Annotated in this window: 22 protein-coding genes; 13 read left to right on the forward strand and 9 right to left on the reverse strand. The window is 61.3% G+C overall.

Annotated elements, in window-relative coordinates:
* The 5 genes from EI969_RS23135 to gloB all read right to left on the reverse strand — a co-directional run bounded on the left by EI969_RS23135 (window position 1) and on the right by gloB (window position 7227).
* Entirely contained in the window at window positions 1–1074 is a 1074-nt protein-coding gene (locus EI969_RS23135; RefSeq protein ID WP_007979116.1) for a microcin C ABC transporter permease YejB, read from the reverse strand.
* 4 nt (window positions 1075–1078) lie between these two features.
* Window positions 1079–2920, reverse strand: a complete 1842-nt coding sequence (locus EI969_RS23140) for an extracellular solute-binding protein (RefSeq protein ID WP_160389813.1) — start codon at window positions 2918–2920, stop codon at window positions 1079–1081.
* Window positions 2917–4737 carry an extracellular solute-binding protein gene (locus EI969_RS23145; protein ID WP_371926017.1) on the reverse strand — a complete coding sequence of 607 codons (1821 nt, stop codon included), beginning with the start codon at window positions 4735–4737 and terminating at the stop codon, window positions 2917–2919. The genes EI969_RS23140 and EI969_RS23145 overlap by 4 nt, the downstream gene beginning before the upstream one ends.
* 189 nt (window positions 4738–4926) lie before the next feature.
* Window positions 4927–6360 carry a LysM peptidoglycan-binding domain-containing protein gene (locus tag EI969_RS23150; protein ID WP_160389815.1) on the reverse strand — a complete coding sequence of 478 codons (1434 nt, stop codon included), beginning with the start codon at window positions 6358–6360 and terminating at the stop codon, window positions 4927–4929.
* Window positions 6361–6459: 99 nt separating this feature from the next.
* On the reverse strand, window positions 6460–7227 hold the full coding sequence (gene gloB, locus EI969_RS23155) for a hydroxyacylglutathione hydrolase (protein WP_160389830.1): 768 nt from the start codon (window positions 7225–7227) through the stop codon (window positions 6460–6462).
* A 65-nt stretch (window positions 7228–7292) separates the two neighbouring features.
* Between gloB and EI969_RS23160 the strand changes: the two genes are divergently transcribed.
* From EI969_RS23160 to EI969_RS23180, 5 genes are all read left to right on the forward strand, one after another.
* Complete coding sequence (locus EI969_RS23160; RefSeq protein ID WP_150718337.1) at window positions 7293–8051, forward strand: class I SAM-dependent methyltransferase; 759 nt, start codon at window positions 7293–7295, stop codon at window positions 8049–8051.
* A gap of 92 nt (window positions 8052–8143) precedes the next feature.
* Window positions 8144–8596, forward strand: coding sequence for a ribonuclease HI (gene rnhA, locus EI969_RS23165; protein WP_095059896.1), 453 nt, complete (start codon window positions 8144–8146; stop codon window positions 8594–8596).
* Between the two features lie 181 nt (window positions 8597–8777).
* Window positions 8778–9536 (forward strand): DNA polymerase III subunit epsilon, encoded by a 759-nt coding sequence (dnaQ, locus tag EI969_RS23170; protein ID WP_160389816.1) that lies wholly within the window; start codon window positions 8778–8780, stop codon window positions 9534–9536.
* 146 nt (window positions 9537–9682) lie between these two features.
* Complete coding sequence (locus EI969_RS23175; RefSeq protein ID WP_160389817.1) at window positions 9683–11938, forward strand: arginine/lysine/ornithine decarboxylase; 2256 nt, start codon at window positions 9683–9685, stop codon at window positions 11936–11938.
* Between the two features lie 14 nt (window positions 11939–11952).
* Entirely contained in the window at window positions 11953–12567 is a 615-nt protein-coding gene (locus EI969_RS23180; protein WP_160389818.1) for a GNAT family N-acetyltransferase, read from the forward strand.
* Here EI969_RS23180 and EI969_RS23185 read toward each other — a convergent pair.
* Both EI969_RS23185 and EI969_RS23190 read right to left on the reverse strand, forming a co-directional pair.
* Window positions 12533–13426, reverse strand: a complete 894-nt coding sequence (locus tag EI969_RS23185; RefSeq protein ID WP_160389819.1) for a LysR substrate-binding domain-containing protein — start codon at window positions 13424–13426, stop codon at window positions 12533–12535. The genes EI969_RS23180 and EI969_RS23185 overlap by 35 nt on opposite strands.
* A gap of 88 nt (window positions 13427–13514) precedes the next feature.
* Entirely contained in the window at window positions 13515–13742 is a 228-nt protein-coding gene (locus tag EI969_RS23190) for a hypothetical protein (protein WP_160389820.1), read from the reverse strand.
* Window positions 13743–13917: 175 nt separating this feature from the next.
* Between EI969_RS23190 and EI969_RS23195 the strand changes: the two genes are divergently transcribed.
* The gene (locus EI969_RS23195) at window positions 13918–14478 is read left to right on the forward strand and encodes an NADPH-dependent FMN reductase (protein WP_160389821.1); all 561 of its coding nucleotides are present in this window, start codon (window positions 13918–13920) and stop codon (window positions 14476–14478) included.
* Here EI969_RS23195 and EI969_RS23200 read toward each other — a convergent pair.
* Window positions 14475–15161: a TetR/AcrR family transcriptional regulator gene (locus EI969_RS23200; RefSeq protein WP_160389822.1), complete on the reverse strand. Its 687-nt coding sequence runs from the start codon at window positions 15159–15161 to the stop codon at window positions 14475–14477. The two genes, EI969_RS23195 and EI969_RS23200, sit on opposite strands and share 4 nt — an antisense overlap.
* 54 nt (window positions 15162–15215) lie before the next feature.
* Between EI969_RS23200 and EI969_RS23205 the strand changes: the two genes are divergently transcribed.
* Window positions 15216–16319 carry a DUF2855 family protein gene (locus tag EI969_RS23205; protein WP_160389823.1) on the forward strand — a complete coding sequence of 368 codons (1104 nt, stop codon included), beginning with the start codon at window positions 15216–15218 and terminating at the stop codon, window positions 16317–16319.
* A 158-nt stretch (window positions 16320–16477) separates the two neighbouring features.
* On the opposite strand, the gene EI969_RS23210 is transcribed toward EI969_RS23205, so the two are convergent.
* The gene (locus EI969_RS23210; protein WP_160389824.1) at window positions 16478–17428 is read right to left on the reverse strand and encodes a DUF1853 family protein; all 951 of its coding nucleotides are present in this window, start codon (window positions 17426–17428) and stop codon (window positions 16478–16480) included.
* Window positions 17429–17545: 117 nt separating this feature from the next.
* On the opposite strand from EI969_RS23210, the gene EI969_RS23215 reads away from it, so the two are divergent.
* Genes EI969_RS23215 through pepN form a run of 6 tightly spaced genes read left to right on the forward strand, consistent with a single transcriptional unit; the run spans window position 17546 to window position 24062 of the window.
* Complete coding sequence (locus tag EI969_RS23215; protein WP_008016128.1) at window positions 17546–18436, forward strand: NAD(+) kinase; 891 nt, start codon at window positions 17546–17548, stop codon at window positions 18434–18436.
* On the forward strand, window positions 18436–19407 hold the full coding sequence (locus EI969_RS23220; RefSeq protein ID WP_160389825.1) for a metallophosphoesterase: 972 nt from the start codon (window positions 18436–18438) through the stop codon (window positions 19405–19407). Before EI969_RS23215 ends, EI969_RS23220 begins: the two co-directional genes overlap by 1 nt.
* Window positions 19404–20273: a rhomboid family intramembrane serine protease gene (locus EI969_RS23225; RefSeq protein ID WP_160389826.1), complete on the forward strand. Its 870-nt coding sequence runs from the start codon at window positions 19404–19406 to the stop codon at window positions 20271–20273. The genes EI969_RS23220 and EI969_RS23225 overlap by 4 nt, the downstream gene beginning before the upstream one ends.
* Before the next feature lie 33 nt (window positions 20274–20306).
* Entirely contained in the window at window positions 20307–20567 is a 261-nt protein-coding gene (locus EI969_RS23230) for a YeaC family protein (RefSeq protein ID WP_060540507.1), read from the forward strand.
* Window positions 20564–21394 (forward strand): DUF2797 domain-containing protein, encoded by an 831-nt coding sequence (locus EI969_RS23235; protein ID WP_160389827.1) that lies wholly within the window; start codon window positions 20564–20566, stop codon window positions 21392–21394. Before EI969_RS23230 ends, EI969_RS23235 begins: the two co-directional genes overlap by 4 nt.
* Before the next feature lie 10 nt (window positions 21395–21404).
* Entirely contained in the window at window positions 21405–24062 is a 2658-nt protein-coding gene (gene pepN, locus EI969_RS23240; protein ID WP_160389828.1) for an aminopeptidase N, read from the forward strand.
* The last annotated feature ends 292 nt before the right edge of the window (window positions 24063–24354 follow it).

The following is a 24354-nucleotide window of genomic DNA, read 5'->3' on the forward strand; positions in this document are numbered from 1 at the left end:
TCAATGCTCCCGGCTTTCGAAGTCGATGCGCGGATCGACAAAGGTGTAGGTGAGGTCGCCGATCAGTTTCACCACCAGCCCGAGCAGGGTGAAGATGAACAGGGTGCCGAACACCACCGGGTAATCACGGTTGATCGCCGCCTCGAAGCTCATCAGGCCGAGACCGTCGAGGGAGAAAATCACCTCCACCAGCAACGAGCCGGTGAAGAAGATGCCGATGAAGGCCGAGGGGAAGCCGGCGATCACCAACAGCATGGCGTTGCGGAACACGTGACCGTACAGCACGCGGTGGTTGGTCAGGCCCTTGGCCCTGGCGGTGATCACGTACTGTTTGTTGATTTCGTCGAGGAAGCTGTTCTTGGTCAGCAGGGTCATGGTCGCGAAGTTGCCGATCACCAGCGCGGTCACCGGCAGCGCCAGGTGCCAGAAGTAGTCGAGGATCTTGCCGCCCATGCTCAGTTCATCGAAGTTGTTCGAGGTCAGCCCGCGCAACGGGAACCAGTCCAGGTAACTGCCGCCGGCGAACACCACGATCAGCAGGATGGCGAACAGGAACGCCGGGATCGCATAGCCGACGATGATCGCCGAACTGGTCCAGACGTCGAAGTGGCTGCCGTGCCGCGTGGCCTTGGCGATCCCCAGCGGGATCGACACCAGGTACATGATCAGCGTGCTCCACAGCCCGAGGGAGATCGACACCGGCATTTTTTCCTTGATCAGGTCGATGACCTTGGCGTCGCGGAAGAAGCTGTCGCCGAAATCCAGCGACGCATAGTTCTTGACCATGATCCACAAGCGTTCCGGCGCCGATTTGTCGAAGCCGTACATGTGCTCGATTTCCTTGATCAGCGCCGGGTCCAGGCCCTGGGCGCCGCGATAGGCCGAGCCTGCCACCGAGACTTCGGCACCGCCGCCGGCGATGCGGCTGGTGGCGCCTTCGAAGCCTTCGAGCTTGGCGATCATCTGCTCCACCGGCCCACCCGGAGCCGCCTGGATGATCACGAAGTTGATCAGCAAGATGCCGAACAGGGTCGGAATGATCAGCAGCAGTCGCCGAAAAATGTACGCCAGCATCTGATTACTCCGTGCCCGCAGGATCGGCCTGCAGTGTGGTTTCGACTTCTATTGCCGGCTTGATATCGGGCTTGACCCACCAGGTGGCCGTGCCGATGTCGTATTTGGGCGAGACCTTTGGATGGCCGATGTGGTTCCAGTACGCCACGCGCCAGGTCTTGATGTGCCAGTTGGGTATTACGTAATAGCCCCATTGCAGAGCGCGGTCCAGCGCACGGGCATGGGCCACCAGGCTCTTGCGCGAATCGGCGTTGATCAGTTGCTCGACCAGTTGATCGACCACCGGATCTTTCAGGCCCATGGAGTTGCGGCTGCCGGGTTTGTCGGCGGCCGCCGACATCCAGAACTCGCGCTGTTCGTTGCCCGGCGAGTTGGACTGCGGAAAGCTGCCGACGATCATGTCGAAGTCCCGGGAGCGCACGCGGTTGATGTATTGCGAGACATCGACCCGGCGAATCACCAGGTCGATGCCCAGGTCGCTCAGGTTGCGCTTGAACGGCAGCAGCACCCGTTCGAATTCGGTCTGCGCCAACAGGAACTCGATGACCACCGGTTTGCCGGTGGCATCGACCATCTTGTCATCGACGATGCGCCAGCCGGCCTCCAGCAGCAGTTGATAGGCTTCACGCTGTTGGGCGCGGATCATGCCGCTGCCGTCGGTGCTCGGGTTCTGGAACGCTTCGCTGAACACCTGCGGCGGCAGCTTGCCGCGAAACGGCTCGAGGATCGCCACCTGATCGGCATCGGGCAGGCCGGTAGCGGCCATTTCCGAGTTCTCGAAGTAACTGCGGGTGCGCGCGTAGGCGCCGTTGAACAGTTGCTTGTTGGTCCATTCGAAGTCCAGCAACAGCGACAGGGCCTCGCGCACGCGCACATCCTGGAACACCGGGCGGCGCATGTTGAACACGAATCCTTGCATGCCGGTCGGATTGCCGTTGGCAATCTGTTCCTTGACCAGCCGGCCTTCGGTGACCGCCGGAATGTTGTAGGCGTTGGCCCAGTTTTTCGCGGTCATCTCCAGCCAGTAGTCGAACTGCCCGGCCTTGAGCGCTTCCAGGGCCACGGTGTTGTCGCGGTAGTAATCGGTGGTCATCACGTCGAAGTTGTAGAAACCCCGATTGACCGGCAGGTCCTTGCCCCAGTAATCCTTGACCCTCTCATAGCGCACCGAGCGCCCGGCCTTCACTTCGCCGACCTTGTAGGGGCCGCTGCCCAGCGGGATCTCCAGGTTGCCCTTGTTGAAGTCGCGGTCGGCCCACCAGTGCTTGGGCAGCACCGGCAACTGGCCGAGGATCAGCGGCAGTTCGCGATTATTGGAGTGCTTGAACCTGAACAGTACGGTGAGCGGGTCTTCGGCGACCACTTCCGCGACGTCGTTGTAGTAGCCGCGGTACATCGGCGCGCCGTCCTTGGTCAGCATCTGGAAGCTGAATACCACGTCTTCGGCACGGACCGGGTGACCGTCGTGGAAACGCGCTTCGGGCCGCAGGTAGAAACGCACCCAGGCGTTGTCCGGGGCTTTTTCGATCAGGCGGGCGATCAGGCCGTACTCGGTGAAGGGTTCGTCCAGGCCTTGCTTGGCCAGCGTGTCGTAGATCATGCCGATATCGTCCGCCGGCACGCCCTTGCTGATGAAGGGGTTGAGGCTGTCGAAGCCGCCGAAACCGGCCTGGCGGAAAATCCCGCCCTTGGGCGCGTCCGGATTGACGTAGTCGAAGTGTTTGAAGTCGGCCGGGTATTTCGGCGGCTCGTTGTACAGGGTCACGGCGTGCTGCGGGGCGGCGCAGGCCAGCCCGGCGAACAGCAGGCCGCCGGCCTGCAGGAGCAGGGTGCGGATGGGGGTCATTGATCTTTCTCCGAAGATTTCAGCCACCACGCGTTCAGGCCCAGGGTGTAGGGCGGCGTGGTGACGAAGGCGAGCCGGTTGCGGTACGCCAGGCGGTGATAATTGAGGTACCAGTTGGGCACGATGTAGTGCTGCCACAGCAGCACCCGGTCGAGGGCCTTGCCGGCGGCGACCTGTTCATCGCGGTTTTGTGCGGCCAGCAACTGTTCGAGCAAGTGATCGACCACCGGGTTGGTGATGCCGGCGTAGTTCTTGCTGCCCTTGACCCCGGCCTGGCTGGAATGAAAGTACTGCCACTGTTCCAGGCCCGGGCTGAGGGTCTGGTTGAGGGTCATCAGAATCATGTCGAAATCGAACTGGTCGAGGCGCTGCTTGTATTGCGCGCGATCGACCGTGCGCAGCCGCGCATCGATGCCGATGCTGGCGAGGTTCTCGACATAAGGCTGGAGGATGCGTTCAAGGTTCGGGTTGACCAGCAGCAGTTCCAGGCGCAGGGGTTGCCCGGCGGCGTTTTGCAGGCGCTGGCCATTGAGCTTCCAGCCGGCTTCGGCGAGCAGGCCGAGGGCTTTGCGCAAGGTCTCCCGGGGGATGCCGCGGCCATCGGTCTGCGGCAGGCTGAACGGTTCGGTAAAGAGCCTGGCCGGCAGCTGTTCACGATAGGGCTTGAGCAACAGCCATTCGTGCCCGACCGGTAATCCGCCCGCCGAGAACTCGCTGTTGGGGTAGTAGCTCATGGCTCGCTGGTAGGCGCCACTGAACAGTGTGCGGTTGGTCCATTCGAAGTTGAACATCAGCCCCAGCGCTTCACGGACTTTGGCATCCGTGAACGTCGGCCGGCGGCTGTTCATGAACAGGCCCTGGGTCTGGGTCGGGATCTGGTGGGGGATCTGCGCCTTGATCACGTCACCGCGGCGTATCGCGGGGAAGTTGTAGCCGCTGGCCCAGTTCTTCGCCTGATGCTCGATGTAGATGTCGAATTCATCGGCCTTGAACGCCTCGAACGCCACGTCGGCGTCACGGTAGAACTCGACTTCCATGCGGTCGAAGTTGTACTTGCCGCGATTGACCGGCAGGTCCTTGCCCCAGTAGTCCTTGACCCGTTCGAAGACGATCTGCCGCCCCGGCGTGACCGATGTGATGCGATACGGCCCGCTGCCCAGCGGCGGTTCGAAAGTGGTGGCCTTGAAGTCGCGACCTTTCCAGTAGTGTTGTGGCAGCACCGGCATTTCGCCCAGGCGCAGGATCAGCAGCGGATTGCCGGCGCGCTTGAACACGAAACGGATGCGCCGGGGGTTGAGGATGTCGACCCGCAGCACTTCCTGAAGGCTGGTGCGGTACAGCGGATGGCCTTCCTTGAGCAGCGTGCGGTAGGAGAACGCGACGTCGTAGGCGGTGATTGGCGTGCCGTCATGGAAGCGCGCTTCGGGACGCAGGTTGAACACCACCCAGCTGCGGTTCTCGTTGTACTCCACCGACTGGGCAATCAGGCCATAGCTGGACGCGGGCTCGTCACCCGAAGGCGCGTACTGCCCGGTGCCGACCATCAGCGGTTCGTTGAGCTCGTTGATGCCGTATTGCAGGAAGTTCGGTGTGGTGACCGGGCTGGTGCCCTTGAAGGTGTACGGGTTGAGCGTATCGAAGGTGCCAAACGCCATGACCCGCAACGTACCGCCCTTGGGCGCTTGCGGGTTGACCCAGTCGAAGTGGGTAAATCGGGCCGGGTACTTGAGCGTGCCGAACTGCGCATAACCATGGCTTTCGCTGATCGTCGCGCTTGCGGTGGAGCTCAAGGCCAGGCTGATCAGGAGCAGGGGCAGGGGACGCTTCAAATAGAGGATCCGATCCAGGCGGCTTGGGCTTTGTGGACCGTACAGTAACAGCTTGTATGGACAGGAAAAAGACGGGGCCGGGAAGGGGCTGGTTTTTTGTAGGAGCTGGCTTGCCGGCGATCAAAACGATGCGATCCATCAGTTTGATCGCATCGCCGGCAAGCCGGCTCCTGCAGGTTAGTGCGGATTGGCCACGGTGAGCATCTGGCCAGGCTTGAGCGCCTGACCGACGCGCGGGTTCCAGCGCTTGAGGTGCTGCATCTCGATATTGAAGCGCTTGGCCACGATGTACAGCGAGTCGCCTTGCTGGACCTTGTACCTGGTCTGCTGCTGCTTTTTGCTGTTCGCTGCGATCACGGTGTTGACGCGCCCGGAGCTGCGTTTGCTGTTGTCCTGCATGACCAGGGTCTGGCCGGGCTTGAGGTTCTTGCCGGAGAGCTTGTTCCAACGTTGCAGGTCCTTCACGTCAACGTTGTTGGCCTTGGCGATGGAGCCCAGGTTGTCACCGCGCTTGACCCGGTAGGAACGCTTGGCGCTGGCGACCTGGGTGTCGCTTGCGCCTTCGAAGACCGGCTTGAGCGACTTCTTGCTGATCAACTCTTCAGGGCGCATGGTCTGCAGGCTGCTGGTCAGCAGCTGCGCCTTGGAAGTCGGCACCAGCAGGTGTTGCGGACCGTCGATGGTGGTGCGCTGCTTGAAGGCCGGGTTGAGCTGGAACAGTTCGTCTTCGTCGATGTTGGCCACTTCAGCGACCTTGGACAGGTCCATGCGCTGGTTGATTTCGACGACCTTGAAGTAAGGTTCGTTGGCGATCGGGTTGAGGTTCACGCCGTAGGCTTCCGGCGCCATCACCACTTGCGACAGCGCGAGCAACTTCGGCACGTAGGCCTGGGTTTCGGAGGGCAGCGGCAGGTTCCAGTAGTCGGTCGGCAGGCCAAGGCGTTCGTTGCGCTCGATGGCCCGGCTGACGGTGCCTTCGCCGGCGTTGTAGGCCGCCAGGGCCAGCATCCAGTCGCCGTTGAACATGTCGTGCAGTCGCGTCAGGTAGTCCAGCGCGGCGGTGGTCGACGCGGTGATATCGCGACGGCCATCATAGAAACGGGTTTGACGCAGGTTGAAGTAGCGCCCGGTGGACGGGATGAATTGCCAAAGACCCACCGCGTCGGCCCGGGAATAGGCCATCGGGTTGTAGGCACTTTCAATCACTGGCAGCAAGGCCAGTTCCAGCGGCATGTTGCGCTCTTCGAGGCGTTCGACGATGTAGTGAATGTAGAGGCTGCCACGCTCGCCGGCGTTTTCGAGGAAAGATGGATTGCTGGCGAACCACAGGCGTTGCTGTTCGATGCGCGGGTTGACACCCAGTCCATCCTGCAACTGGAAGCCCTGGCGCATACGCTCCCAGACGTCCTGAGGAATCTGCGGGCTGGGTTTTTCGCTGAGCCAGATCGGCTTCTGCTTGGCGCGCGCGGCGATGTTCGGCGTGTGCGCCGCATCGGTCTGCGGCGCATGGCTGGAACAGCCCGCCAGGGTGGCGGACACAGCCACCGCGATGGCTTGAGCCAAGCGGGTCAATGCGTCTGAACTGATGGCTTTACGAATAGGTGACGACATTGGCTGGAAGTTAGTTCCGGGCAAAAATGTCGGGCGATTCTAGAAAGCGCACCCTGCGCGGTCAACCTTTCAGAATTGTTGCAACCTTTTGAAAGCCCTTTAGAACGTATCTTTCCAAGCCCGAAGCGCAGCAAAAACCATATCGGGCGCCGAGTTATCGGTGCCGGTCCGTTCGTCCGCTTTTTCTTTAACGGATGTTTCGCCGGCGCGCAAAAACGGGTTTGTCAGCTTTTCCAGCGCCAGTGTCGACGGCAGCGTCATGATCCCGGACTCCCGTTGGCGGCTGACTTTTGCCAGGCGTTCGGCGGTGTGCGGATTGTTCGGTTCGACGGCTGCCGCGAACTTCAGATTGCTCAGGGTGTATTCGTGGGTGCAGTAGACCAGCGTGTCTTCGGGCAACGCCGCAAGGCGGGTCAGCGAGCGATGCATTTGTTGTGGCGTGCCTTCGAACAAGCGCCCGCAGCCAGCGGCAAACAGGGTGTCGCCGCAGAACAGCAGCCCGTGATGGTAATAGGCTATATGCCCCAGGGTGTGGCCCGGGACCGCAAAGACGTCGAAGTCCCAGCCGAGCACGCTGACCTTGTCGTTGTCCTTGAGCGCGACGTCGCGCGCCGGGATCTTTTCGCTGGCCGGACCATAGACTTTCGCGTTGGTCGCTTTCTTCAGCAGTTCGACGCCGCCGACGTGGTCATGATGGTGGTGAGTGATCAGAATATCACTCAGTACCCAACCCGGATTGGCGTCGAGCCAGGCTTGTACCGGGGCGGCATCGCCCGGGTCGACCACCGCGCAGCGTTTGCTGCCGTGGTCTTGTAACAACCAGATGTAGTTGTCGGTGAAGGCGGGCAGGGCTGTGATCTGTATCATCGTCGGATTCGCCAAGCGGAAAACATTGGCGCATCTTAGAACTTCCTGGCGCGTTGGAGAATGCAATGACTGATAAAGCGTTCGCACAGGCCGATCCTGACTGGCTGGCGTTGATCAGCGCGGCCCGCGAGTGGCTGGAAGGCCCGATCGGGCAATTCCTGCTGGACGAAGAACGGCGCATGCTCGAAGACGAACTCGGGCGGTTCTTTGGTGGCTATCTGGTGCATTACGGCCCTTCGGCCCAGACGCCGCCGTCAGCGCCGCAGGTACAGCGCAATGTGCGCCTTGGCGCGCCGTTGCCGGGGGTCGAGATTGTCTGCGAGGAACAGGCCTGGCCGCTGAGCGAGCATGCCGCCGATGTGGTGGTGCTGCAGCATGGCCTGGATTTCTGCCTGTCGCCCCACGGCCTGCTTCGCGAGGCGGCGAGCAGCGTACGCCCCGGTGGGCATCTGCTGATCATCGGCATCAACCCCTGGAGCAGTTGGGGCCTGCGGCATGTGTTTGCCCAGGATGCGCTGCGCAAGGCGCGCTGCATTTCACCGTCACGAGTCGCGGACTGGCTGAACCTGCTGGGCTTCGCGCTGGAGAAACGCCGCTTCGGGTGCTATCGTCCGCCCCTCGCGTCACCGGCGTGGCAGACCCGCCTGGCCGGCTGGGAGCGCAAGGCCGGTGACTGGCAACTGTCGGGTGGCGGCTTCTATTTATTGGTGGCGCGCAAGATCGTGGTGGGCCTGCGACCGGTCCGTCAGGAACGGCGCGAGCCGATGGGCAAGTTGATTCCCTTGCCGATGGCCAAGGTCAACCGGCGCAACATCGAACCGTAATACACACTTTTCATTTGCGGCCGGGCCTGTCCCGGCTTCGGGCGTCGTCGATCAGCGATCGGCGGGCCGGCGCATTTTCTGGATAGATTGGCATGAGCGATAGCGTAGAACTGTTCACCGACGGCGCCTGCAAAGGCAACCCCGGCCCTGGCGGCTGGGGCGCACTGCTGGTGTGCAAGGGCGTCGAAAAGGAACTCTGGGGCGGCGAAGCCAATACCACCAACAACCGCATGGAGCTGATGGGCGCGATCCGTGGCCTGGAAGAGCTCAAGCGGCCCTGTGAGGTGCTGCTGGTGACCGACTCCCAGTACGTGATGAAAGGCATCAACGAGTGGATGGACAACTGGAAGAAGCGCGGCTGGAAAACCGCGGCGAAGGAGCCGGTGAAAAACGCTGACCTGTGGAAGCTGCTCGACGAGCAGGTCAACCGCCACAAAGTCACCTGGAAATGGGTGCGCGGACACATTGGCCATCACGGTAACGAACGGGCCGACCAGTTGGCCAACCGTGGCGTCGATGAAGTGCGCGGGTACAAGCAGACGTGAGTTCACATCGGACCCTGCAGGAGCCGGTTTGCCGGCGATGCTCGTCTGGTTTTAGTCGATCTCATGACCGCCATCGCTGGCAAGCCAGCTCCTACAGATGGCTCGGTGTATCTGAAAGACCCCGGCGAGCGTGTTAACATCGCCGCTTTTGCACGATTGACCGATTGAGAGCTGAGCACTGATGGCCACCAGATCCGTTGTACTCGACACCGAAACCACCGGCATGCCGGTGACCGACGGCCACCGGATTATCGAAATCGGTTGTGTCGAGTTGATCGGCCGACGCCTGACGGGCCGGCACTTTCATGTGTACCTGCAACCCGATCGCGAAAGTGACGAGGGCGCCATCGGCGTCCACGGCATCACCAACGAATTCCTCGTGGGCAAGCCGCGTTTTGCCGAGGTGGCCGACGAGTTCTTCGAGTTCATCAAGGGCGCGCAGCTGATCATCCACAACGCGGCGTTCGACGTTGGCTTCATCAACAACGAATTCGCCCTGATGGGGCAGCAGGACCGCGCGGACATCACGCAGCACTGCTCGATCCTCGACACCCTGATGATGGCCCGGGAACGTCACCCGGGGCAGCGCAACAGCCTCGATGCCCTGTGCAAGCGCTATGGCGTCGACAACTCCGGCCGTGAACTGCACGGCGCCTTGCTCGACTCCGAGATTCTCGCCGACGTCTACCTGACCATGACCGGCGGGCAGACCAGTTTGTCCCTGGCCGGTAACGCCTCCGATGGCAATGGCTCCGGTGAAGGCGCGGATAATTCGGCCACCGAGATCCGTCGTTTGCCGGCGGACCGCCAGCCGACGCGGATCATCCGCGCGAGTGAAGACGACCTGGCCCGCCATGCGGCGCGGCTGGAAATCATCGGCAAATCCGCGGGTGCTCCGGCGTTGTGGGTGCAGTTGGTTGAGGCTGAAGCGCAGGCTTGACCGAGCATTCGCCACACAAGCCCCCTCGCCACAGGGGAACTCCGCGTCGCCACAAGTTGGTGCGTCCCGCTCGCTACATCCGCTGCAACACTCTACCCTGAGGTGATTGGCGGGCTCTGGTCTGCCGCCTCAGGACACTGAGCCTCATGTATAAAGATTTGAAATTCCCGGTCCTGATTGTCCATCGCGACATCAAGGCCGACAGCGTCGCCGGCGACCGCGTGCGGGGCATCGCCCGGGAGCTGGAGCAGGAAGGGTTCAGCGTCGTTTCGGCGGTGGACTACACCGAAGGGCGATTGGTGGCGTCGACTTACCATGGCCTGTCCTGCATGTTGATAGCGTCCGAGGACGCCAGCAGCCATTCGCATTTGTTGCAGAACATGGCCGAACTGATCGGCCTGGCGCGAGTGCGCGCACCGGATCTGCCGATCTTCGCCCTGGGCGAAAAAGTGACCCTGGAAAACGCACCCGCCGACGCCATGGCCGAACTCAATCAGTTGCGCGGCATTCTTTACCTGTTTGAAGACACCGTGCCTTTTCTTGCCCGGCAGGTTGCCCGCGCCGCGCGCAAGTACCTCGATGGCCTGTTGCCGCCTTTTTTCAAGGCGCTGGTGCAACACACCGCGGACTCCAATTATTCGTGGCACACCCCCGGTCACGGCGGTGGCGTGGCGTATCACAAGAGTCCGGTCGGGCAGGCGTTCCACCAGTTTTTCGGGGAAAACACCCTGCGCTCGGATCTTTCGGTGTCTGTGCCCGAGCTCGGCTCCTTGCTCGATCACACCGGCCCCCTGGCTGAAGCCGAGGCCCGTGCTGCACGTAATTTCGGCGCCGATCACACCTTTTTCGTGATCAATGGCACATCTACGGCCAACAAGATTGTCTGGCATTCGGTGGTCGCTCGCGATGATCTGGTGCTGGTGGACCGCAACTGCCACAAATCGGTGCTGCACTCGATCATCATGACCGGCGCGATCCCGCTGTACCTGTGTCCGGAGCGTAATGAGCTGGGGATCATCGGCCCGATTCCCCTGAGCGAGTTCAGCCGCGAATCGATACAGGCCAAGATCGACGCCAGCCCGCTGACCAAGGGGCGTTCGCCGAAGGTCAAGCTCGCCGTGGTGACCAATTCCACCTACGACGGCCTCTGCTACAACGCCGAGCTGATCAGGCAGCAACTGGGCAATAGCGTCGAGGTGCTGCACTTCGACGAGGCCTGGTACGCCTATGCGGCCTTTCATGAGTTTTTCGCCGGGCGCTACGGCATGGGCACATCCCGTGATGAAGGCAGCCCGTTGGTGTTTACCACCCATTCCACCCACAAATTGCTGGCGGCATTCAGTCAGGCTTCGATGATCCATGTGCGCGATGGCGGTGCGCGGCAACTGGACCGGGATCGCTTCAACGAAGCCTTCATGATGCACATCTCGACCTCGCCGCAGTACGGCATCATCGCTTCGCTGGATGTGGCTTCGGCGATGATGGAGGGTCCGGCCGGGCGTTCGCTGTTGCAGGAAATGTTCGATGAGGCCCTGAGTTTTCGCCGGGCGCTGGCCAACCTGCGCCAGCACATTGCCGCGGATGACTGGTGGTTTTCGATCTGGCAACCGCCGTCGGCACAGGGCATCGACCGGGTCGTCACCGAGGACTGGTTGCTGCAGCCCGATGCCGACTGGCATGGCTTTGGTGGCGTGACCGACGATTATGTGTTGCTCGACCCGATCAAGGTCACGCTGGTGATGCCGGGGCTGACGGCCGGTGGCGCGCTGAGCGAGCGCGGGATTCCGGCGGCGGTGGTCAGCAAATTCCTTTGGGAGCGTGGCCTGGTGGTCGAGAAGACCGGGCTGTATTCGTTCCTGGTGTTGTTCTCCATGGGCATCACCAAGGGCAAGTGGAGCACCTTGCTCACCGAGTTGCTGGAGTTCAAGCGCAGCTATGACGCCAACGTCAGTCTGGCCAGTTGCCTGCCTTGCGTGGCGCAGGAGAATGTCGCGCGGTATCAGGGCATGGGCCTGCGCGATCTGTGCGATCAGTTGCATGCCTGTTATCGCAGCAACGCCACCGCCAAACACCTCAAGCGCATGTACACCGTGCTACCGGAAGTCGCGATGAAACCGGCGGACGCCTATGATCAATTGGTGCGCGGTGAAGTCGAAGCCGTGTCGATCGATGCGCTGGCCGGGCGGATCGCCGCGGTGATGCTGGTCCCGTATCCTCCTGGCATTCCACTGATCATGCCGGGCGAGCGCTTTACCGAGACGACCCGTTCGATCATCGATTACCTGGCATTTGCCCGTACGTTCGATAGCAGTTTCCCGGGGTTCGTTGCTGATGTGCACGGATTGCAACATGAAGATCAGGGCAATGGGCGGTGCTACACCGTCGATTGCATCAAGGAGTGAGGACCTTTCCCAGTATGCAGCCGGTTATAAATCCGATTTACCCAGGGTTGTCGGTACGGGTTGCCGATGACGGTTTTGCCGCCTACATCTGGGGCAGTGATTTCAGTTTTGAAGTCGCGGCCTATGGAGCGGCCGAAATAGGCAAGCCAGTGGCACAGTGGCCGGTCACGCCGATCACGCCTTATCGCAAGTGCTACGGCATCGATCCCGAAGAATTCAGCAGCTTTCGCGATGGCACCGACAGCGCGATTTTCATGGCCTATCTGGATGATCAGCCGGTGGGGCACCTGGTGGTCAGTACCAACTGGAACGGTTTTGCCCATATCGACGAGCTGGCGGTGCATGCACCTGCCCGGCGGCACGGCGTGGCCAAGGCCCTGCTGGATGTGGCGCAATTCTGGAGCCGCAAGAAAAAACTTCCGGGCATCATGCTCGAAACCCAGAACAACAACCTCGGGGCCTGCAGGCTCTATGAGCGTTGCGGTTATGTGATCGGCGGGATCGACCACCTGCGGTATCGCGGCATCGATCCGAACACCGCCGAAGTGGCGCTGTTCTGGTACCGCCTGTTTGAAAACCCGCTGGAAAACCCGCTCAGTTCGTCAGCATCGCCGCGGCTTGTTCCGTGACGATGGCCAGCAGGGCCTGGACCGCCGGAGACGCTTCGGCGTTTTTCAGGGACAGGGCGTAGAGACTGATCGGGACGGCGGGTGCCAGCGGGCAGGTGTCCAGTCCCGAGGCCTTGGCGCCGAGGGCGGTGAACGGGTCGACGATGGCCAGGCCTTCGCCGGCCTCGACCATGCTGCGCATCATCTGGTGTGTTTGCACCCGGGTCTGAATCACCGGGGCAGGGCGCAAGCCGTGCAGTTTGTTTTCCAGCGCCGGGCTCAGCGGGTCGTGCCCCTCCAGGCCGATCATCGATTGGCCGGCCAGATCCTGTAGGGAAATGTATTTCTGTTTTGGTTGCAGCCAGCCATGGGGGGCGAGCAACTGAAGTTTGCCCTGGGCAATCACCTGGCAATCGAGGTCGGCGTGATCGGGGTCGTGCAGGCTCAGCCCCAGGTCGCTTTCACGCAGCAGCAGGCTTCTGACGATGTCGCGGGTCGGCTGGCTCAGCAGGGTGCAGGGCGCGTCGGGCAGGCGTCGGCGCAGGGCCGCGATGCTGTGTGGCAACAATTGGTTGGCCAGCGGCGGGGTGCAGATGATGCGCAGCGGCGGCGCCAGGTATTGCCTGAGGCTGTTGGCCAGGCGCTGTACTGGTTCGAGCGCATCGTAGACCCGGGCAATTTCCACCTGCAGTTCCCGCGCTTCGCGGGTGGCCTGCAATCGTCCGCGAACGCTGGCGAACAGCATGAACCCCAGTTGATCCTCGGCATCACGCAGCAAACGCTCGACTTCGGTCACCGGCAACTGCAGCCATTCGGCGGCGGTGCCCAGGTGACCGGTCTGCAGGAGCGCCTGGATCACTTCGATATGGCGTAAGCGCATGCGTGAAGTCCATGTTCAGCAGGTGGAGGAGTCAGTGGCTGAATCCTACCCCAAGTCCGCGCATATGACTTCTGCTCATAACGATGGGTTATGAAACGCTGGCGGTTTGCGGTTCACGAATGATGGTAACGCCGGATTGCACCAAAAGAAATTCATTGTCGTCGACCTTGTTGACACGGTCGCCAATGGCCAGCTTGTAGGTGGTCACAGGCCCTGAATCGCCTGCCGCCGAGGTGGATTCCTGGAACTCGTGCACCGAATAAATACGGCCTTCCGCATCTCTTGCATGGAACTGACCGACGAGTACTGCTGCCATCTGCTTAGAACCTCTGGAGATAAATCACTCAATTTGCGGCTCTGTAGACCGTGCCTGGGTGAGGTAAGTTTTCCTACGGGAAAAAAATAGTCAGGGACGCTGTTTTCAGTCGCCCGCTGCTTGAATCGTCATCTATAACTACAAGCTCTTCATATCGGACAGTCGAGACATTCCCATGAGCAACGTCTATACGGTCGCCGTCGTGGTCGGCAGCTTGAGAAAGGAATCGATCAACCGCAAGGTCGCACGGGCCCTGGCAGAGCTGGCGCCGGCCAATCTCAAGCTCAGCATCGTCGAGATTGGCGATCTGCCGCTCTACAACGAAGACATCGATGGCGCTTCACCGCCGGCAGCCTACAGCACTTTCCGACAACAAGTGAGCTCATCCGACGCGGTGCTGTTCGTGACCCCGGAATACAACCGCTCGGTGCCGGCGCCGCTGAAAAATGCGATTGACGTGGGTTCGCGTCCGTATGGCAAAAGTGCCTGGAACGGCAAGCCGGGAGCGATTATCAGCGTTTCGCCGGGGGCCGTCGGCGGTTTTGGCGCCAATCACAACGTGCGACAGTCCATGGTGTTCCTCAACGTGCCGCTGATGCAGCAACCGGAGGCCTATCTGGGCAACGCCGGTTCGGCGTTCGACGAGGCGGGCAAGTTGTCCGAGTCGGTCAAGCCGTTCCTGCAAAGCTTCATCAATGCCTTTGGGCAATGGGTCGAGCAGCACAAGAAAGTTTAATGTTCGGCTGCCAGCGCTTCGTCCTGCGAAGCGCTGGATAACCGGCTACAAATCATCGTTTGCATTTCCGACAGCCAGGCGGCCGTTTGCTCCGCCGTCGGTTGTGCCGTGATGCAATAACGGCGGCCGCCCCAGGCCATGATGACCCAGGCTTCGATCGTCGATGCGGATGGCTGCATCGGCAGGTCGCTACACGCAGCCAGGGCTTCCCGCCATTTTTGCGACAGTTCCTCGTACACCCTGTGATGATGCTTGGGTTCGGCGATCTGATGCTCGATGAGCGACACCGCGTGGTTGAACAGGGGTTGTCGGGCATCGTCGGGGTCGCAGGTCAGGCACACAAGGCGCTTGATGCGGGTTGGCCAGTCCAGGTCGGTTGGCTGGATGACGTCTTGATCCATTTGCGCCAGCAGTACATCCAGGCGATGGCGGATGTAACCCGACAGCAGGGCTTCCTTGCTCGGGAAATAGTCATACAGCGTGCCGATTGCCACACCGGTTTCCAACGCCACTTCGCGGGTGGTCAGCCCTGACCAGCCGTCACGATGCCAAATCCGAACAAAGGCTTCGTAAATCGCCTCGACGGTGAAAATCGCCCGAGCCTGACTCGGCCGTTTCAGCGGCTTGGCGCGGGAATTGACGGTGGGCGAACCGCCCTGGGTGTTTCCGAACCCGCTCTTCATTGGCAGTCATTACTCTTGAGTGACCCGCCACTGTGACGCAGCAGGAGACCGAACATGCAAGATTTCACCACGGTAACACGCCTGATTACCCGCAAAAATGCCCTGGACCAGAGCCGGGTAGAGCAGGCGCAACGCAGCCTGATCCCGGCCGCTGGCGAGGTGATCCTGAAGATTGACCGTTGCGCGTTGACCACCAACAACATTACCTACGCGGCTTTTGGCGATTCAATGAACTACTGGGGGTTTTTTCCTACAGGCCTGGAGGACTGGGGGCATGTTCCGGCTTGGGGGTTTGCGGACGTCATTGCGTCGACAGTGGCAGGCATCGGGGTGGGCGAGCGGTTCTACGGTTACTTTCCGCTGGCCAGCCACCTATGGATGCGCCCTGAACGCGTCACCGAGCGTGGCTTTTACGATGGCGCCGAGCACCGGGCGGGGTTGACCTCGGCGTACAACCAATACACGCGCTGCAGTTGGGATGCGTACTACAGGCCTGAAACCGAAAACCTGCAGATTTTGCTTAAACCGCTGTTTCTGACTTCGTCGATGCTGGCGGACTTCCTGCAGGACAACCGGTTTTTCGGGGCGACCCGCCTGGTGTTCTCCAGTGCTTCCAGCAAAACCGCCTACGGCACGGCAGTGTGCCTGGAAGATCATCCGCAGCTGCAACGTGTGGCGCTGACGTCCGCCGGCAACAAGGCGTTTGTCGAAAGCCTCGGCTGTTACGAACAGGTGGTGCCTTATGCCGGGTTGGCAAGCGTCGCCGATGACCGTCCCACGCTGTACGTGGATTTTTCCGGCGACCTGGGGCTGCGGGACCGGGTCCACCAGCACTTTGCCGGGCAACTGGTCCATAGCTGCTTCGCCGGCTCTGCGCAAACCACCGATGAGGCACAGTTGACGGCAATCGAAGGGCCGCAACCGGTGTTCTTTTTTGCGCCGATCCAGATCCGCAAGCGCAATGCGCAATGGGGGCCGGAAGGGGTCAGCCAGCATATAGGCGAAGGGTTGATGCGGTTTTTTCAGCAAGTGACGGAAAGTGAAAAGCCATTGCTGGAGGTCATTGAAAGTCGGGGTTACGAGGCGGCGCAAAGCGTCATTTCCCGCTTGTTCCATGGCCAGGTTCCACCCGTCGAGGGGCATGTGATTCGCTTGTGATGTGATTCGGCGAGGTTTTCCGTTTAGACCAGGCGGGCCTCATCGCGAGCAAGCTCGCTCCCACATTGGATCTCAGTCATACGCAAGTTCTGTGTCCATTGAAGATCCCTGTGGGAGCGAGCTTGCTCGCGATGGGGCCAGCTCATACACAGCAAAGCTCAACCCTGTCCCGGCACATTCGGCCAAAGGTCCGCCACCAGAAACAATCGCTCGGCCTCTTCCCAGTCACCATCGGCATTTTCCGTCAATCGCACCAGTAGTTGTGCCGGCGCCAGCGGGTCCAGGTCATTGAGCCAGGCCTGCATCTGCCCGGGGTTCCAGGTGTGCTCCACCGAATAGTGCGCCGGCGCCAGCCAGGCATGGCGGGGCAGGGGTTGCCAACGCCCCGGCGGGCTTTGGGCCAGCAATGCCGGCCAATCCTTTTGATGCAGCCAGCGCCCGCGCAAATGCTGCGGATGGGCACCCGACGGCGGGGCGGCTTGTCCGGGCCACGGATACAGTAAATACCCTCCCAGCCAGAGATGTGCGCTGAAGGCCTGGATATCCAGCGCCGCCAGCACTTCCCGGCTCTCCGGGCGTGCGGAGATCGGCAATTGATGCTGGCTCAGGTGCGCCAGCTTGCGGTCGAGTCGATCGTGGCAGCCAGGACCCAGCCACTGGGCGGTGTCTTGCCCGTCGCCGGATTGCGGGCCGAGGTAGAGCTTGATCGCCAGTTCCAGGTGATGCACGCCGTCGCGGTCGCGCAGCAGCATGTCCAGCTCACCCAGGGTGTGGCCCTCGCGGCGAATCGGCAAGTTCGCGGCAATCAGTTCAATGCCCGGGGCATGCTGCACGGCGAATTGCCACAGGCGTTCGTAGTACAGGCCCAGGCGGCGGGTCCGGGCCTGGGCCAGCCAGTGCAGCAAGCCGTAACTGTCCCGGTCCAGCTGCCGCAGCCAGTGTTCCAGACGCTCCGGTGCCAGCACCCAGTCGCTGCCGGCCAATGGATGGCGCTGCGGCCACGGGGTATCGGCGAGCATGGGTGGCGCGAGGATGACCCACGCCAGGTCACGCACTTCGGGATGGCGTAACTGGTGGGGCAGGTGGAGCAAATCGGGAAATAGCATCATCTTGCGAGCATAGCCCGAAACCCGGGCACACCCTTGAAGCTGAAAGGATTTTGTCTACGGGCGGCTTTCGCCCATAATCGTGGTTTTCGCCGCCACACAGATTTCCGCAGGAGCCCCATGGAGCAATTTCGCAATATCGGCATCATCGGTCGCCTGGGCAGTTCCCAGGTGCTGGATACCGTCCGCCGACTGAAACGGTTTCTGCTCGATCGTCACCTGCACGTGATCCTCGAAGACACCATCGCCGAAGTGCTGCCAGGGCACGGCCTGCAAACCTCGTCGCGCAAGATGCTCGGCGAAGTCTGCGACATGGTCATCGTGGTCGGTGGTGACGGCAGCCTGCTCGGCGCCGCCCGGGCACTGGCCAAACACAATATTCCGGTGCTCGGCATCAACCGCGGCAGCCTGGGCTTCCTGACCGACATCCGCCCCGACGAGCTGGAAACCAAGGTCGCCGAAGTGCTCGATGGCCACTATCTGGTGGAGAACCGCTTCCTGTTGCAGGCCGAAGTCCGCCGCCACGGCGAGGCCATCGGCCAGGGCGACGCCTTGAACGATGTGGTGCTGCACCCCGGCAAATCCACGCGAATGATCGAGTTCGAGCTGTACATCGACGGCCAGTTCGTCTGCAGCCAGAAGGCCGACGGCCTGATCGTCGCGACGCCGACCGGTTCCACCGCCTATGCGTTGTCTGCCGGCGGGCCGATCATGCATCCCAAGCTCGACGCTATTGTGATTGTGCCGATGTACCCCCATACCTTGTCGGGTAGACCGATTGTGGTCGACGGCAACAGTGAGCTGAAAATCGTAGTGTCCAAGGATATGCAGATTTACCCGCAAGTCTCGTGCGACGGGCAGAACCACTTTACCTGCGCGCCCGGCGACACCATCACCGTGAGCAAAAAAGCCCAGAAGCTGCGGCTGATTCACCCGCTCGACCACAACTACTATGAAGTCTGCCGGACCAAGCTCGGCTGGGGCAGCAAGTTGGGGGGTGGAGGCGACTGATGCTCGATCCCGCGCGTAGCTACGACCTGATCGGTGACGTGCATGGTTGCGCTCTGACCCTGGAGCACTTGCTCGACCGACTCGGTTATCACAAACAGGGTGGCGTCTGGCGCCATGCTTCGCGCATGGCGGTGTTCGTCGGCGACATCATTGATCGCGGTCCGCGGATTCGCGAGGCGCTGCACATCGTTCACGACATGGTCGAGGCCGGTCAGGCGCTGTGCATCATGGGCAACCATGAGTTCAATGCGCTGGGCTGGGCCACGCCGGCGTTGCCTGGCAGCGGCAAGCAGTTCGTGCGCGAGCACACGCCGCGCCATGCCCGTCTGCTGCACGAAACCCTGACCCAGTTCGAACACCATCCGGGCGACTGGCACGACTTCCAGCAATGGTTCTATGAGTTGCCGTTGTTCGTCGATGCCGGGCGTTTTCGCGTGGTCCATGCCTGCTGGGATGCCGGGCTGATCGAGCCGCTGCGCGCGTTGTTCCCCAACGGTTGCATTGACGAGCCTTTTCTCCAGGCGTCGGCAGAGTCGGGTTCATTTGCCTGCACCGTGTTCGACCGGCTGCTGCGCGGCACCGACATGCGCTTGCCCCACGGCCAGACCATGACCAGCGGCGACGGCCTGGTGCGTTCGTTCTTTCGCACCAAGTTCTGGGAAGACGATCCGAAAACCTACGGCGACATCGTGTTCCAGCCCGATGCACTGCCGGAACCGGTGGCCCTGACGCCGCTGACTTCCACGGAAAAAAACAACTTGCTGCGTTATGGCAGCGACGAGCCGCTGTTGTTCGTCGGCCATTACTGGCGCAGCGGCAAACCTGCACCGATCCGGCCGAACCTGGCCTGTCTGGATTACAGCGCGGTGCTGTACGGCAAACTGGTTGCCTATCGACTGGATCAGGAAACTCGCCTCGATCCGCATAAATTCGTCTGGGTCGATGTCGAGCGGCCGGAGGTTTTGCAATGAGTGCTGTAGCGGTATTGCGTCTGCCATTGGCAGTGGACTTGAGCGGGTTCGTCACGCTGCTCAAACGCATGCAAGTGCCCCATCGGGTCAGCGAGGAAGCTGGCGAGCAGGTGCTGTGGGTACCGCAGAACATCAGCGAAGACGTGCGTGCGCTGTACGAACGTTTTCCGGCGGGCGACCCCGATCAGCAACTGGACATTCCGGTGGCGCAAACCGTCAAGCGTCCGGGATTCGTCGAGCAGTTGAAATACGCCAGGGCCACCGCGCTGGTATTGCTGCTGAGCATCATCGTCGGCGCGGTCACGCTACTGGGCGACAACCTTGAAACGATGCGCTGGCTGACCTTCCTCGAATTCCGCGTGGTCGGCGACTACATCCATTTCACGCCACTGGCCGACAGCCTGGCGGCGGGGCAGTGGTGGCGCCTGTTCACGCCGATGCTGATCCACTTCGGCATCCTGCACCTGGCGATGAACGGCATGTGGTACTGGGAGCTGGGGCGACGCATCGAGTCGCGCCAGGGCAGCATCAACCTGATCGGCCTGACCTTGCTGTTCAGCCTGGTGTCCAACTACGCCCAGTATTACTTCAGCGGCCCGACCCTGTTCGGCGGTTTGTCCGGGGTGCTGTACGGCCTGCTCGGGCATTGCTGGATCTTCCAGCTGCTGGCGCCGAACCCGGCGTATCGCCTGCCGCGCGGCGTGCTGGTGATGATGCTGGTGTGGTTGCTGCTGTGCCTGTCCGGGCTTGTGTCGATGATCGGCTTCGGCGAGATCGCCAACGCGGCCCACGTCAGCGGGTTACTCATCGGATGCTTCAGCGGTTTGTTGGGCGGTTTGTATAACCGCCGTAAACTGGCCGCCTAAATCAAGAACATGCAATAAAGAGACGGAGACCCAATGTCCTCTTTTAACGAAATGATCAAGAACATCACCCCCGATATCTACGAGAGCCTGAAACTGGCCGTGGAAATCGGCAAATGGTCCGACGGTGGCAAGCTCACCGCCGAACAACGCGAGCTGTCGTTGCAGGCGATGATCGCCTGGGAAATCCAGAACCTGCCCGAAGACCAGCGTACCGGCTACATGGGTCCGCAGGAGTGCGCCTCGAAGTCGATCGAAGTGCCGAATATCCTGTTCAAGTCGGATGCCATCCATTGATCGAGATTGGCCGCGGTGCAATCAGCAAAATGTCGGCGCGCCTTGACGGGCCGAACGTGCAATACGCTTTCCGTCTGGGCGAAACCGAGGTCCCGGTCAATCCGTTGATCGGCACCACGGTGCGCCTGGAATACCTGGGTGCGATCCACTGCATCCATTGCGGACGCAAGACCAAAACCAGTTTCAGCCAGGGTTACTGTTACCCGTGCATGACCAAGCTGGCCCAGTGCGACGTGTGCATCATGAGCCCCGAGCGCTGCCACTTCGACGCCGGCACCTGCCGCGAGCCGGAATGGGGCGAGAAGTTCTGCATGACCGACCACGTGGTGTACCTGGCCAACTCGTCGGGGGTCAAGGTCGGGATCACCCGTGCCACCCAGTTGCCGACCCGCTGGCTCGACCAGGGTGCGAGCCAGGCCCTGCCGATCATGCGCGTATCGACCCGGCAACAGTCGGGTTTCGTCGAGGATCTGTTGCGCAGCCAGGTGGCCGACAAGACCAATTGGCGTGCTTTACTCAAAGGCGATGCGGCGGCGGTGAACCTGGCCGAGGTCCGCGATCAACTGTTCGACAGCTGCGCTGAAGGGCTGCTGGGGTTGCAGGAACGATTTGGCTTGCAGGCGATCCAGAAGGTTACCGACGTTGAGCCGCTGGAAATCCGCTACCCGGTCGAGCAATACCCGGCGAAGATCGTCAGCTTCAACCTGGACAAGAACCCGATTGCCGAAGGCACGCTGATGGGGGTCAAGGGTCAATACCTGATCTTCGATACCGGCGTGATCAACATTCGTAAATACACGGCTTACCAGCTCGCCGTGCATCAGTAAGGACTCCAGCATGCGCACCGAACAACCGAAGATGATCTACCTCAAGGACTATCAGGCGCCCGAGTACCTGATCGACGAAACACACCTGACCTTCGAGTTGTACGAGGACCACAGCCTGGTCCATGCGCAACTGGTGATGCGCCGCAACCCCGAGCGTGGCCCGGGCCTGCCGCCGCTGGTGCTGGACGGCCAGCAGCTGGAACTGCTGTCGGTGACCCTGGCCGACCAGGAACTTGCCGAGGCGCAGTATCAGCTGACCGAGAACAATCTGACCCTGCACCCGACCAGCACCAGCTTCACGGTCGATACCAGCGTCAGGATCCACCCGGAAACCAACACCGCGCTGGAAGGTCTGTACAAGTCCGGCACGATGTTCTGCACCCAGTGCGAGGCCGAAGGCTTCCGCAAGATCACCTATTACCTCGACCGCCCGGACGTGATGAGCACGTTTACGACCACGGTGGTCGCCGAACAACACAGCTATCCGGTGCTTCTGTCCAACGGCAACCCGATCGCTTCCGGCCCCGGCGAAGACGGCCGGCACTGGGCGACCTGGGAAGACCCGTTCAAGAAACCGGCGTACCTGTTTGCGCTGGTGGCCGGTGACCTGTGGTGCGTCGAAGACAGCTTCACCACCATGAGCGAGCGCAACGTGGCGCTGCGCATCTACGTCGAGCCGGAAAACATCGACAAGTGCCAGCACGCCATGAACAGCCTGAAGAAATCCATGCGCTGGGACGAAGAGGTCTACGGGCGCGAGTACGACCTGGACATCTTCATGATCGTCGCCGTGAATGACTTCAACATGGGCGCCATGGAGAACAAGGGCCTCAATATCTTCAACTCCAGCGCCGTGCTGGCCAAGGCTGAAACCGCCACCGACGCCGCGCACCAGCGGGTCGAGGCGATCGTCGCCCACGAATACTTCCACAACTGGTCGGGCAACCGCGTGACTTGCCGCGACTGGTTCCAGCTGTCGCTCAAGGAAGGCTTCACCGTGTTCCGCGATGCCGGTTTTTCCTCGGACATGAACTCGGCCACGGTCAAGCGCATCCAGGACGTGGCCTACCTGCGCACCCACCAGTTCGCCGAAGACGCCGGCCCCATGGCCCACGCCGTGCGCCCGGACAGCTTCATCGAGATTTCCAACTTCTACACCCTGACCGTGTACGAAAAGGGCTCGGAAGTGGTCGGCATGATCCACACCCTGCTCGGCGCCGAAGGCTTCCGCAAAGGCAGCGACCTGTATTTCGAACGCCACGACGGCCAGGCCGTGACCTGCGATGACTTCATCAAGGCCATGGAAGACGCCAATGGCGTGGACCTGACCCAGTTCAAACGCTGGTACAGCCAGGCCGGTACCCCGCGCCTGGCGGTGAGCGATTCCTTTGATGCCGCGGCAAAAACCTACAGCCTGACCTTCCGCCAGAGCTGCCCGCAAACCCCGGACAAGGTTGAAAAACTGCCGTTCGTGATCCCGGTCGAACTGGGGCTGCTGGACGCCAAAGGCGCGGCGATTACCCTGCGCCTGTCCGGTGAGGCGGCCGCGCAAGGCACTTCACGGGTCATCTCGGTGACCGAGGCCGAGCAGACGTTCACCTTTGTCGACATCGCCGAACAGCCGTTGCCGTCGTTGCTGCGTGGCTTCTCGGCACCCGTGAAGCTGAGCTTTGCGTACAACCGCGATCAGTTGATGTTCCTGATGCAGCACGACAGCGACGGCTTCAACCGCTGGGATGCCGGCCAGCAATTGTCGGTGCAGGTGTTGCAAGAATTGATTGGCCAGCAGCAGAAGGGCGAAGCGCTGGTACTCGATCAGCGTCTGGTGTCGGCGCTGCGTGCGGTGCTGTCGGACGAGTCGCTGGACCAGGCGATGGTCGCCGAAATGCTCTCGCTGCCGAGCGAAGCGTATTTGGCCGAGATCAGCGAAGTGGCGGATGTCGATGCCATTCACGCTGCTCGCGAGTTTGCCCGCAAGCAACTGGCGGACGCGTTGTTCGAAGGTTTGTGGCTGCGTTACCAGGCCAATCGCGATTTGTCCAAGCAGACGCCGTACGTGGCCGAAGCGGAGCACTTTGCCCGCCGCGCATTGCAGAACATTGCGCTGTCGTACCTGATGCTTAGCGGCAAGCCCGAAGTGTTGGCTGCAACCCTGGAGCAGTTCGATGCTTGCGACAACATGACCGAGCGTCTGACCGCGCTGGCGGTGTTGGTCAATTCGCCGTTCGAGGCCGAGAAAGCCAAGGCGCTGGCCAGTTTCGCCGAGCACTTCAAGGACAATCCGCTGGTCATGGATCAGTGGTTCAGCGTTCAGGCCGGCAGCGTGTTGCCCGGTGGTCTGGCGCGGGTCAAGGCGTTGATGGAGCATCCGGCGTTCAACATCAAGAACCCGAACAAGGTGCGGGCGCTGGTCGGTGCGTTTGCCGGGCAGAATCTGATCAACTTTCATGCGGCTGATGGGTCCGGGTATCGGTTCCTGGCCGACCTTGTGATTGAGTTGAATGGCTTTAATCCGCAGATTGCTTCTCGTCAGTTGGCGCCTTTGACTCGCTGGCGCAAGTATGACGGTGCGCGTCAGGCTTTGATGAAGGGGGAGTTGGAGAGGATTCGGGGTTCGGGGCAGTTGTCCAGTGATGTGTTTGAGGTGGTCAGCAAGAGTTTGGCCTAAGTCTGTTGTTGACCTTGGCGGCCTTTGGGCCGACCAGGTTCTTGGTTGATTGAGTACATATCCGTTTTTTTGGTTACGGCTGCTTATGGTTTCGCCCTTACGGCGAGTCACTTTTTTTACAAACGCCTAAAAAAAGTAACCAAAAAAACGCTCGCCCCTGGCGTCCGGCCCCTCGCTTAGGCTCGGGGTTCCTTCGCTCCGGCATTCATCCGGGGGCATCGCCCTCCGGTTGGCTTCGCTGGCACCTACATGCGATGAGTTCGACTGCGTCGAACGGCGCTGCGCGCCAATC

Origin of the sequence: Pseudomonas sp. PB101, assembly GCF_009764265.1 — a bacterium.
Taxonomy (GTDB): Bacteria; Pseudomonadota; Gammaproteobacteria; order Pseudomonadales; family Pseudomonadaceae; genus Aquipseudomonas.

Excerpts from the sequence above, each read along its gene's own strand:
- EI969_RS23135 (WP_007979116.1), bottom strand. The coding sequence starts at position 1,074 with ATGCTGGCGTACATTTTTCGGCGACTGCTGCTGATCATTCCGACCCTG.
- EI969_RS23140 (WP_160389813.1), bottom strand. The coding sequence starts at position 2,920 with ATGACCCCCATCCGCACCCTGCTCCTGCAGGCCGGCGGCCTGCTGTTC.
- EI969_RS23150 (WP_160389815.1), bottom strand. The coding sequence starts at position 6,360 with ATGTCGTCACCTATTCGTAAAGCCATCAGTTCAGACGCATTGACCCGC.
- gloB (WP_160389830.1), bottom strand. The coding sequence starts at position 7,227 with ATGATACAGATCACAGCCCTGCCCGCCTTCACCGACAACTACATCTGG.
- EI969_RS23160 (WP_150718337.1), top strand. The coding sequence starts at position 7,293 with ATGACTGATAAAGCGTTCGCACAGGCCGATCCTGACTGGCTGGCGTTG.
- rnhA (WP_095059896.1), top strand. The coding sequence starts at position 8,144 with ATGAGCGATAGCGTAGAACTGTTCACCGACGGCGCCTGCAAAGGCAAC.
- dnaQ (WP_160389816.1), top strand. The coding sequence starts at position 8,778 with ATGGCCACCAGATCCGTTGTACTCGACACCGAAACCACCGGCATGCCG.
- EI969_RS23175 (WP_160389817.1), top strand. The coding sequence starts at position 9,683 with ATGTATAAAGATTTGAAATTCCCGGTCCTGATTGTCCATCGCGACATC.
- EI969_RS23180 (WP_160389818.1), top strand. The coding sequence starts at position 11,953 with ATGCAGCCGGTTATAAATCCGATTTACCCAGGGTTGTCGGTACGGGTT.
- EI969_RS23185 (WP_160389819.1), bottom strand. The coding sequence starts at position 13,426 with ATGCGCTTACGCCATATCGAAGTGATCCAGGCGCTCCTGCAGACCGGT.
- EI969_RS23190 (WP_160389820.1), bottom strand. The coding sequence starts at position 13,742 with ATGGCAGCAGTACTCGTCGGTCAGTTCCATGCAAGAGATGCGGAAGGC.
- EI969_RS23195 (WP_160389821.1), top strand. The coding sequence starts at position 13,918 with ATGAGCAACGTCTATACGGTCGCCGTCGTGGTCGGCAGCTTGAGAAAG.
- EI969_RS23200 (WP_160389822.1), bottom strand. The coding sequence starts at position 15,161 with ATGAAGAGCGGGTTCGGAAACACCCAGGGCGGTTCGCCCACCGTCAAT.
- EI969_RS23205 (WP_160389823.1), top strand. The coding sequence starts at position 15,216 with ATGCAAGATTTCACCACGGTAACACGCCTGATTACCCGCAAAAATGCC.
- EI969_RS23210 (WP_160389824.1), bottom strand. The coding sequence starts at position 17,428 with ATGATGCTATTTCCCGATTTGCTCCACCTGCCCCACCAGTTACGCCAT.
- EI969_RS23215 (WP_008016128.1), top strand. The coding sequence starts at position 17,546 with ATGGAGCAATTTCGCAATATCGGCATCATCGGTCGCCTGGGCAGTTCC.
- EI969_RS23220 (WP_160389825.1), top strand. The coding sequence starts at position 18,436 with ATGCTCGATCCCGCGCGTAGCTACGACCTGATCGGTGACGTGCATGGT.
- EI969_RS23225 (WP_160389826.1), top strand. The coding sequence starts at position 19,404 with ATGAGTGCTGTAGCGGTATTGCGTCTGCCATTGGCAGTGGACTTGAGC.
- EI969_RS23230 (WP_060540507.1), top strand. The coding sequence starts at position 20,307 with ATGTCCTCTTTTAACGAAATGATCAAGAACATCACCCCCGATATCTAC.
- pepN (WP_160389828.1), top strand. The coding sequence starts at position 21,405 with ATGCGCACCGAACAACCGAAGATGATCTACCTCAAGGACTATCAGGCG.